At 67.4% G+C, this 9,966-nt stretch carries 9 protein-coding genes and 2 pseudogenes; 2 read left to right on the top strand and 9 right to left on the bottom strand.

Annotated elements, in window-relative coordinates; all coding sequences use genetic code 11:
* On the top strand, positions 1-963 hold a 963-nt coding region (locus VTU_RS34875; RefSeq protein ID WP_010105100.1), incomplete at its 5' end, for a choice-of-anchor U domain-containing protein.
* Positions 964-981: 18 nt separating this feature from the next.
* The gene (locus tag VTU_RS0113795) at positions 982-1,395 is read left to right on the top strand and encodes a hypothetical protein (RefSeq protein ID WP_010105099.1); all 414 of its coding nucleotides are present in this window, start codon (positions 982-984) and stop codon (positions 1,393-1,395) included.
* A 173-nt stretch (positions 1,396-1,568) separates the two neighbouring features.
* On the opposite strand, the gene VTU_RS0113790 is transcribed toward VTU_RS0113795, so the two are convergent.
* The 9 genes and pseudogenes from VTU_RS0113790 to rseP form a co-directional block, all read right to left on the bottom strand.
* Positions 1,569-2,342 carry a TrmH family RNA methyltransferase gene (locus tag VTU_RS0113790; RefSeq protein ID WP_010105097.1) on the bottom strand — a complete coding sequence of 258 codons (774 nt, stop codon included), beginning with the start codon at positions 2,340-2,342 and terminating at the stop codon, positions 1,569-1,571.
* Positions 2,343-2,365: 23 nt separating this feature from the next.
* Positions 2,366-2,991: pseudogene (rnhB, locus tag VTU_RS27270) on the bottom strand (ribonuclease HII).
* Positions 2,957-4,099: a lipid-A-disaccharide synthase gene (lpxB, locus tag VTU_RS0113780; RefSeq protein WP_010105095.1), complete on the bottom strand. Its 1,143-nt coding sequence runs from the start codon at positions 4,097-4,099 to the stop codon at positions 2,957-2,959. The pseudogene rnhB and the gene lpxB overlap by 35 nt, the downstream one beginning before the upstream one ends.
* A 23-nt stretch (positions 4,100-4,122) precedes the next feature.
* Complete coding sequence (gene lpxA, locus VTU_RS0113775; protein WP_010105094.1) at positions 4,123-4,920, bottom strand: acyl-ACP--UDP-N-acetylglucosamine O-acyltransferase; 798 nt, start codon at positions 4,918-4,920, stop codon at positions 4,123-4,125.
* 18 nt (positions 4,921-4,938) lie between these two features.
* On the bottom strand, positions 4,939-5,382 hold the full coding sequence (gene fabZ / locus VTU_RS0113770) for a 3-hydroxyacyl-ACP dehydratase FabZ (RefSeq protein WP_010105093.1): 444 nt from the start codon (positions 5,380-5,382) through the stop codon (positions 4,939-4,941).
* Positions 5,379-6,380, bottom strand: coding sequence for a UDP-3-O-(3-hydroxymyristoyl)glucosamine N-acyltransferase (lpxD, locus tag VTU_RS0113765; RefSeq protein ID WP_010105092.1), 1,002 nt, complete (start codon positions 6,378-6,380; stop codon positions 5,379-5,381). The genes fabZ and lpxD overlap by 4 nt, the downstream gene beginning before the upstream one ends.
* A 24-nt stretch (positions 6,381-6,404) precedes the next feature.
* The gene (locus VTU_RS0113760) at positions 6,405-6,950 is read right to left on the bottom strand and encodes an OmpH/Skp family outer membrane protein (RefSeq protein WP_010105091.1); all 546 of its coding nucleotides are present in this window, start codon (positions 6,948-6,950) and stop codon (positions 6,405-6,407) included.
* Positions 6,950-9,254 (bottom strand): annotated as a pseudogene (gene bamA, locus VTU_RS27265) (outer membrane protein assembly factor BamA). Before bamA ends, VTU_RS0113760 begins: the two are co-directional and overlap by 1 nt.
* A 40-nt stretch (positions 9,255-9,294) precedes the next feature.
* Positions 9,295-9,966: RIP metalloprotease RseP (rseP, locus tag VTU_RS0113750; RefSeq protein ID WP_010105090.1), on the bottom strand; the 672-nt coding region annotated here is incomplete at its 5' end.

Here is a 9,966-nt window from a genome sequence, read left to right as displayed (position 1 = left end):
CCCCCGGACAAAAGCAGTCCGGATAGCACGCAGCCCCCCCTGGTGGCCGGCAGCCAGGACGGCAAGGACAGCGGACAGGCGAGCAACACCGACGCCGCAGTGGACACCTGGGGTGGCATGTCCACGGTCAGCACCCTGTGGCCGCTGTTCGGCAGCGTCCTCTTCAGAGACCCAAAACCCAAAGACCCCATCCCCACCGCAGACCAGCCCCAGGATAAAAGCAGCCCGGGCAACGCGCCGACCACGCAGACCACCCCGGTGGCCAGCAGCCAGGACGGCAGCCACACCATCGGCGTGCGCAGCGTGGCCGACAAGCTGCTCCCGACCACGACCGCCGACGCGCCAGACAGACCCCATCCCGCCGCAGACCAGCCCCAGGGTTCCGGAGGAGGAGGCGGAGGAGGCGGTAGCACCAGCACCAGCACCAAGAGCAGCCAGCGCACCGCCGTGGCCTCGACCACCCTTGTCGTCAGCCCCCAGGGCGAAAGCAGCCCGGGCAGCGCGCCGACCACGCAGACCACCCTGGTGGCCGGCGGCCAGGACGGCCAGCTCAGCGCCGACCACGGCACGCGCATCACCAGCCTGGCGCAGAAGGACGCCCCCGCCGACCTGACCCGGGGACTGGAAATGCCCATCGGGCTCATCAGTTTCCAGGCGGAACTGGCCCCGGGAATCCGCACGGAGACGTTCAGCCTCTACGTGGACCCGGCGCTGGACGTCAACGGCTACTGGATGCCGAACCAGGAGGGAGTCTGGGTGAACCTGGCCAGCGAGCTCTACGGCGGAAAGATGGTGCTCGAAGGCGAGCAGTTGCGGCTCGACTTCCGGATCGAGGACGGCGGACGCTTCGACGCGGGCGCGCAGGCCGACGGGAGCATCACCGCAGCCGGTGCGGCGGCGCGTATGCCGCTGTCGCTCCTGGGATATCCGCCCGACTCCGGGTACCAGATCTTCTGGTTCTGATCATTGCGAGCACCCACCATGAAACGACTCATTGCCCTTTGCACCCTGGCATCAAGCCTGAACCTGGCCAGCGCTGGCGAATTCGTGATCGCGAGCTACGGCAACGTCCAGGCGAAGGACGTTCAAGACCTTGTGACAGACGGTTTTACCGCCCGCTTTCCCGCCGACGCGTGGGAGATTTTCATCTACTCCACCGCCTTCACCATGAAACGCCGCGGGCAGGCGATTTGCCATGCCATCGTGGGAGTCATTCCCAGGCGCACGTATCAATTCCCCAGACACCACTTCAGCATCACGCGAACCGCGACCATAAAGCTTGAGCAATGGAACGACACCGAGGCGCTGGCCTTCGAGACGGGATGCGTCCGGTCCGCCATCATCAACATGATGGACATCGACCCGAATGATGTCCATCACCCCTATAAATTCTAGTATTTACCCGAAAATAATAGCACAAAATGAAACGCCTGAATTTCGCTTCATGGCAAGGCAAAATCGCAGCGATACCCTTAATTATCGCGAGAATTTGCAACGTATCCATCGCGTGAAAGACGCATATTCATGTGCTGTTATTTTCTGGTCATGAGACCCGGACCGAAGCCCTCTCAGCGCCCCGCGCCGCTGGTGTGCAAGCAGATGGCCGCCGCTGCCGCCACGTTCAGCGACTCCTCGCCGCCGGGCTGGGCAATGCGGATGCGCAGGGCGGCCCTGGCCTCCAGCGCGGGTGCGACGCCCTGCCCCTCATGCCCCAGGACCCAGGCGCAGGGCCAGGGCAGGTCGGTGCGGTGCAGCAGGTCGCCGGCGTGCGGGCTGGTCACGAGCAGGGGCAGGTCGAGCCGCAAAATGGCGTCCTGCGCCACGTTCTCGATCAAATCGAGCGCGAAATGCGCCCCCATCCCGGCGCGCAGCACCTTGGGCGACCACAGCGCGGCGCTGCCCTCGACGCTCAGCACCTGGCGGAACCCGAACGCGGCGGCGCTGCGCAGGATCGAGCCCACGTTGCCCGCGTCCTGCACCCGGTCCAGGACCACGCTCGCCACCGCGGGCCGCAGCGCGGCGGGCGCGGGCAGATCCAGGATGAAGCCCATGCGCGCGGGCGATTCCAGCGCGCTGACGTGCGCAAACAGCGCCTGCGCGAGCACGACGGTTTTGTCCGCGGCGTGCGCGAATTCGGCCTGCGCCTGCGGCCAGAAAGGCTCGGAGAACACCGCGACCGCCGCGCGCAGACCCCGCGCCAGCGCTGCGCGGCAGAGATGCTCCCCTTCGAGCCACACCCGGCCCTGCCTGCGGTACGCCGCGCTGTCCCGGGACAGCCTGCGCAGGTCCTTGACGAAGGCGTTGTCCCGGGAGTGGATCGCCGCAACGGACGCGGAGCGCATCGGGGGTCCCGCGTCGGACCGGTTCAGGCGGCCAGGCTCTGCGCCACCGGGGCGAACGAGCGCCGGTGGTGGACGCTGGCGCCATGCGCACGCAGCGCCGCCAGGTGCATGGCCGTTCCATAGCCCTTGTGCCCGGCAAAGCCGTACTGCGGAAACTGCTGGTGCACCTCGACGCACCAGTGGTCGCGGTGCACCTTGGCGAGGATCGACGCCGCCGAGATCGCGGGCAGCAGCGCGTCCCCCCGGACGATGGCCTCTGCGGGAACGTCCAGCGCCGGCAGTTGCCGGCCGTCAACGAGCACCAGCGCGGGCTTGAGCCGCAGGCCCAGCACGGCGCGGCGCATGGCCAGCAGCGTCGCCTGCAGGATGTTCAGCTGGTCGATCTCCTGCACGCTGGCCTCGGCAACGCTGCAGCACAGCGCCTTGGCCCGGATCTCGTGGTACAGCTTCTCGCGCCGGGCCGGCGTGAGCTTTTTTGAATCCGCCAGGCCCACGATCGGCTGCAATTCGTCCAGGATGACGGCGGCAGCCACCACGGGCCCCGCCAGGGGCCGCGGCCGGCCTCGTCGATTCCGGCGACGAGGCCCGGCGGGTGCCACGGCAGGCGCGCCTGCTCAGGCGGCGTTGGAGATGATTTTGCAGATCGCATCGGCAGCCAGTTGAGATGTATTGCGTTGCAGGCTTGCGTGCAGCGCGGTAAAGCGCTGCTCCAGGTCCGTGATTTTTTGCGGCGCGCTGCACCGCGCGTCCAGCCATTGCAGCGTCGCAGCGCACAGCGCCTGCGGCGTGGCAGCATTCTGAATCAGTTCCGGAACCACGAAGTCGCGGCAAAGAATGTTCGGCAACCCGACCCAGGGTTGCAGTTGTTTGCGGCGCATGAGCTGCCAGCTCAAGGGGTGCATGCGGTAGCTGATGACCATCGGGCGCTTGAAGAGCGCGGCCTCGAGCGTGGCCGTGCCACTGGCGACGAGCGCGGCGTCGCAGGCCGCGAGCACGCTGTGCGACTGCCCGGAAACGATTTCCAGCGCAGCGCCAGCCAGACCGCAGGACCGCGCCGCGAGCACGATGCGCTCGCGCAGCGCCGGCAGCGCGGGAACGAGCAATTTGATCGCTGGCCGGGTTCTGCGCAGCAGCGCTGCCGCGGCAAAAAAGAGCGGGGCGATGTACTCGATCTCCGACTCCCGGCTGCCGGGCAGGATCGCCAGCACCTCGTCGGCGTCGCGCAGGCCGATCCGCGCCCGGGCCGCAGCACGGTCCGGCTCCATGGGAATCACCCCCGCGAGCGGATGGCCCACGTAGGTGGCGGCGATGCCATGCTGCGCCAGCAGTTCGGGCTCGAACGGAAAGACGCACAGCACATGGTCCGCGCTGCGGCGGATCTTCTCGACCCGGTCGGCGCGCCAGGCCCAGATCGACGGACAGACGAAATGCACCGTCCTGACGCCGGCGGCGCGCAAATCGGCCTCCAGGGACAGGTTGAAATCGGGCGCGTCCACGCCGATGAAGACGTCCGGACGGTCTGCGAGCAGGCGCTCGCGCAGCTGCTTGCGGATTCCCAGCAGCTCGCGCAGCCGGCGCAGCACCTGCAGGCTGTAGCCGTGCACGGCGAGCCTGTCGCTCGGCCACCAGGCGCTGAATCCGCGGCTCTCCATCTGGGGGCCGCCGATACCGTGGGACTGCAGGCCCGGCGAATGCGCCTGCAATCCGTCGAGCAGCAAGGCTGCGAGCAGGTCGCCCGATGCTTCGCCCGCCACCATGGCGACGCGGGGGGGAGGCGCCGTCATCCCCGGGCGCGCACGATGCCGCGCGTGGATGTGCCGAGGAAGTCCCGCATCAGCGCGACGTCGGACGCGGCCTCGGGGTGGCTTGCGGGCAGCTGCGCCAGGGCCTCGCACGCGGCCTCCAGCGTCAGGCCCTCGCGGTACAGCAGGCGGTGCATCTGCTTGATCCCCGCGACGCGCGCGGCCGTGAAGCCGCGCCGGCGCAGACCTTCGAGGTTCAGGCCGTGCAGCGCCAGCGGGTTTCCCGCCACCAGCATGAAGGGCGGCACGTCCTGCGTGACGTGGCTGGCAAAACCGGCCATCGCGTGCGCGCCGACTTTCACGAACTGGTGGACTCCGGTGAGCCCGCCAATGATCGCCTGGTCCGCCACCTGCACGTGCCCGGCCAGCGTGGCGTTGTTCGCGAGGATGGTCTGGTCGCCGACCACGCAGTCGTGCGCGATGTGCACGTAGGCCATGATCCAGTTGTCGTCGCCGATGCGCGTCACCCCCCGGTCCTGCGCGGTGCCGAGGTTGAAGGTGCAGAACTCGCGGATGGTGTTGCGCTGGCCGATGACGAGCCGCGTCGGCTCGCCCGCGTATTTCTTGTCCTGGGGAGGCCCGCCCAGCGAAGCGAACGGCGCGATGCGGTTGTCCGCGCCGATCGTGGTGCGCCCCTCGATCACGCAGTGCGCGCCCACGCTGGTCCCGGGGCCGATCACCACCTGCGCGCCGATCACGGCGTAGGGCCCCACGCTGACCGAGGGGTCCAGGCAGGCGCCGTCCGCGACGATGGCGGTGGGATGGATGGTGCTCACGTCCGGCGCAGGCTCGGGTCAGCTTCCCACGCTGCGCATGGTGCACATGAGCTCGGCTTCGCAGGCGACCTCATCGCCCACGCTGGCCAGGCCCTTGAACTTCCAGATGCCGCCGCGCACGCGGTCGATCGTGATGGCCAGCAGCAGCTGATCGCCCGGCTCCACCGGGCGCTTGAAGCGCGCGCCGTCGATGCCGACGAAGTAGTAGATGTTGTTCTCGTCGGGCACCTTGCCCATGGCGTCGAACGCGAGCAACCCCGCCGCCTGCGCCAGGGCTTCGAGGATCAGCACGCCGGGCATCACCGGTCGGCCCGGGAAATGGCCCATGAAATAAGGCTCGTTGAACGTGACGTTCTTGATCGCCTTGATGCGAACGTTGCTCTCGAGCTCGAGCACCTTGTCCACCAGCAAGAACGGGTAGCGGTGAGGCAGTTGCCTGAGGATTGCGTGGATATCCATCATCGGGGGGTTCTTCCGTTCATGCTCCCTTGGAGCGTCTGCTCCAACGCCTTGATACGCTCACGCAAACGGTGCAGTTGCTTGAGTGTCGCAGCGTTCCTTTCCCAGCGCGCATTGTCGTCGATGGGAAAGAAGCCGGTGTACTGTCCGGGCCGGGTCAGCGAGCGCGTGACGACCGTGGCGGCCGAAATATGCACCCCGTCCGCGAGTTCCAGATGCCCGAGCACGACCGCGCCGCCGCCGACCGTGCAGTGCGCGCCGACGCGCGCGCTGCCGGCCACGCCCACACAGCCGGCGAACGCCGAGTGCCGGCCGATGCGCACGTTGTGCCCGATCTGTATCAGGTTGTCGAGCTTCACGCCGTCCTCGACCACGGTGTCCTGCAGGGCGCCGCGGTCGATGCAGGTGTTCGCGCCGATCTCGACGTCGTCGCCGATACACACCGCGCCCAGTTGCTCGATCTTCACCCACTGCCCCTGCTCGGGCGCGAAGCCAAAGCCGTCGGCGCCGATCACCACGCCGGAATGCACGATGCAGCGCGCGCCGATGCGGCAGTCCTCGCCCACGGTGACGCGCGACTTGAGCCAGCTGTCCGCGCCGACCTGCGCGCCGCGCTCGATCACGCACAGCGGACCGATGCGCGCCGAGGGATGGACCTGCGCGCCGGGATCGACCACCGCGCTGGCGTGCACACCGCCGCGCGGCGCGGGCGCATTGCGCGCGCGCCACAGCTGCGTGGCGCGCGCGTAGTAGACGTAGGGGTCGTGCGCGACGATGCACGCGCCGCGCGCCAGGGCCAGCTCGCGCATGGCCGGCGCCACAATGACGCAGGCCGCCCGGGAGGCGGCCAGCTGCTGGCGGTAGCGGGGATGGCTCAGAAAACTCAGATCCCCCGGGCCGGCAGCGTCCAGTGACGCAATGCGGGCAATCGGGGTGTCACGCGCGCCCCCTTCGAGCGCGCCACCGAGCGCGTCAACGATCTGCCCCAGAAGCAGGCTCACGCGCCACCTGTCCTGCGCCGGAGCTTACTTGGCGCTGGACGCGGCATTGCCGGCAGCGGTATTGTTGAGCGCCTTGATCACCCTGTCGGTGATGTCGTACTTGGGGTTCACGTAGACGGCCTCTTGCAGGATCACGTCGTATTTTTCGGCGTCGGCGACCTGCTTGACCACCTTGTTCGCGCGGTCCAGAACCGAGGACAGTTCCTCGTTCTTGCGCACGCTCAGGTCTTCCTGGAACTCACGGCGCTTGCGCTGAAAATCACGGTCCTGGTCCACCAGTTGGCGCTGCCGCGTCGTGCGCTGGCTCTCGGCCAGGGTGGGCGCTTCGCGTTCGAACTTCTCGGTGGCGTTCTTGAGCGTGTTGCCCAGTTCGACCAACTCCTTCTCCCGGCGGGAGAACTCCTGCTCCAGCTTGGCCTGCGCGGCCTTGGCCGTATTCGCTTCACGGAAAATGCGGTCGGTATTCACGAAACCGACTTTGAATTCTTGTGCCCGGGCCGGGGCCGGGGCCGCAACGACGAGCGCGCCGAGCAACAGGACCAAGGAGATCTGGCGGGAAAGGGAGTTCATTAGAAGGAGGTTCCGATCTGGAATTGCAGTTTCTGGATTCTATCGCCAGCGAACTTACGTACTGGCTGCGCAAACGCCAGACGCAGGGGGCCGAGCGGCGAAATCCAGCTCAGGCCCAGCCCCACGGATGCGCGCAGGTCCTTGAAGGCAATTTTTTGTTCTCTCCGAACACATTGCCCAGGTCCGCGAAGGTGAAGACGCGCAGGGTCCGGTCGTTTCCGGCGCCCGGGAAGGGCGCGATCAGTTCCGCGTTCAGCGTGAGTTTCTTCGGTCCGCCCAGCGACGCGCCCGTCACGTCGCGCGGACCGAGCGTGCCCTGGTCGAAGCCGCGCACCGACCCCAGGCCGCCCGAGTAGAAGTTCTTGAACACCGGGAAGGGGCGGCCGTTGATTCCCTTGCCAAGGCCGAGCTCGCTGTTGAAGGCCACGGTGAAGCGCTTGTTCAGCGGCACGTACTGCTGGAATTGGTAGTTCGCCCGCAGGTAGCGCGTGTCCCCGGCCACGGACCAATCGGAGTTCAGACGCTGGTAACGCCCCGAATTGGGCACCAGCGCGCTGTCGCGGTCGTCGCGCGACCAGCCCAGCGTCAGAGGGGCCGACAGGCTGCTGTACCCGAAGTGCTCGGCGTAGGAGAGATAGGTTGCGGGAATGTTCGTCCCGGGCCTGATCCGGGTCTGCTCGATCCCCCCCCGTAGAACACCGTATCTGTTTCGCTGAACGGTACGCCAAAGCGCACCGCACCCCCCATGGTGATCAGTTGGTAGTTGCCGCCCTGGTCTTCGTAGGGCCTGTCCGTGCGGTAGTACAGGTCCAGCGTGCGCGAAATTCCCTCGGGCGTGAAGTACGGGTTGGTGGTGCTGAACACCAGCGTGCGGCGGTACTTGCTGGTGTTGACGTCAACGCCCAGGTAGTTGCCGGAGCCAAAAATGTTCTCCTGGGTGAAGCCCAGCGAGAGCGAGACCTTCTCGGCGGTGGAGAACCCCACGCCCATTTGCAGCGAGCCCGAGGGCTTCTCGACCACGTTGATCACCAGGTCCACCTGGTCCGGGGAACCCGGGACCTCCTGCGTCTCGACGTGCACCTCGGAGAAGAAGCCCAGGCGGTCCACGCGATCGCGCGACAGCCGGATCTTGTCGCCGTCGTACCACGAGGCCTCGTACTGGCGGAATTCGCGCCGGATCACTTCATCGCGCGTGCGGTTGTTTCCGCTCACGTTGATGCGGCGCACGTAGGCCCGGCGCGCCGGATCGGCCTGCACGATGAAGGCCACGCGGTTGTTTTCGCGGTCGATTTCCGGCACCGCCTCGACCCGCGCGAAGGCAAAACCGAAGCGGGCGAAGTACTCGGAAAACGCCTTGGTGGTTTGCGTGACCTGCTCGGCGTTGTAAGGCTCGCCGGGGCGGATCGCCACGAGCGCCTTGAACTCGTCGTCGCGCTCGAGGTAGTCGCCTTCGAGCTTCACCCCCGAGACCACGTAGCGCGCGCCCTCGGTGACGTTCACGGCGATGGAGATGTCCTGCTTGTCCGGCGAAATCGCGACCTGCGTGGAGTCCACCCGGAACTCCAGATAGCCGCGCTCCAGGTAGTACGAGCGCAGGGTTTGCAGGTCGGCGTCGAGCTTGGCGCGTGAATAGCGGTCCGACTTGGTGTACCAGCTCAGCCAGCCCCCCGTGTCCTGGTCAAAGAGGCCCTTCAGCGTGGATTCGCTGAACGCCTTGTTGCCCACGACGCGTATCTCCTTGATGCGCGCGGGCTCGCCCTCGACCACCGTGAAGCTCAGGTTCACGCGGTTGCGCTCGACCGGCGTCACCGTCGTCAGCACCTCGGCGCCGTACAGGCTCTTGTTGATGTACTGGCGCTTGAGTTCCTGCTCCGCGCGGTCGGTGAGCGCCTTGTCGTACGGACGGCCCTCCGCCAGACCCACGTCGCGCATGGTCTTCTTGAGCACGTCCTTGTCGAATTCCCGGGTTCCGGCAAAGTCCACGTCGGCAATCGTCGGGCGCTCCTGCACCAGCACGCGCAGCACGTTGCCGCTCGCCTCCAGGCGCACGTCCTTGAACAGGCCGAGCGCGAACAGCGCGCGGATCGCGGCGGCGCCCTTCTCGTCGTCGTAGTCGTCCCCCACGCGCAGCGGCAGCGAGGCAAACACGGTGCCGGGCTCCACCCGCTGCAAGCCTTCCACGCGGATGTCCTGCACCTTGAAAGGCTCCAGCGCCCAGGCCGTGCCGGCGGCAAGAAACAGGGTGAGCAAAGCGGAAGCAGCCGACGCGGCGCGCAGGCCCAGGCGATGAATATGTTGTGTCATGGGTGAAGCAGGCGCCGCTGCGGAGAAGCGCGGCAGGAGTTTAGCCAAAGAGCCGGGTGACGTCGTTGAACAGGGCGACGGACATCACGAGGAGCAGGAGCGCGGCCCCTGCACGCTGCAGCCATTCCATCCAGGCCTGCGATACGCCCTTGCCCGTGACGGCCTCCCAAAGATAATACATCAGGTGTCCCCCATCGAGGACCGGCAGCGGCAGCAGGTTGAGCACGCCCAGGCTCACGCTGAGCAGCGCCAGAAAGCCGATGTACGGCGTGAGCCCCCGGCTCACCGAACGGCCCGCGAAATCGGCAATCGTCAGCGGCCCGCTCAGGTTCTTCAGCGACGCCTCGCCGATCAGCATGCGGCCCAGCATGCGCAGCGTCAGGGCCGAAATGTCCCAGGTCCTGATCAGGCCGGCCCAGGCGCCCTCGAACAGACCGTACTCCACCGTCACCAACTCGGGCGTGGCGCCGACGTAGGCCCCGATGACCCCGATGTGGCCCGGCACCGCGCCCGGTTGCGCCCGGGCTTCGGCAAGTACCTCGATCGTCAGCCGCTGCCCTGCGCGCTCGATGCGCCAGGACTGCACCAGGGGCTCGCTGCCCCGCACGGACTGCCGGATCAGCTCGCGCAACTGCTCGCCATCGACCACGTCGGTGGCGCCCACCCCGAGAACCAGGTCGCCCTGGCGCAGACCCGCGCGCTGCGCCGCACC

The organism is Verminephrobacter aporrectodeae subsp. tuberculatae At4, from assembly GCF_000193225.1.
GTDB classification, from domain to species: Bacteria; Pseudomonadota; Gammaproteobacteria; order Burkholderiales; family Burkholderiaceae_C; genus Acidovorax; species Acidovorax aporrectodeae.
Note: the sequence above shows the minus strand (reverse complement) of the source record. Positions and strands in the feature narration are given on the sequence as shown.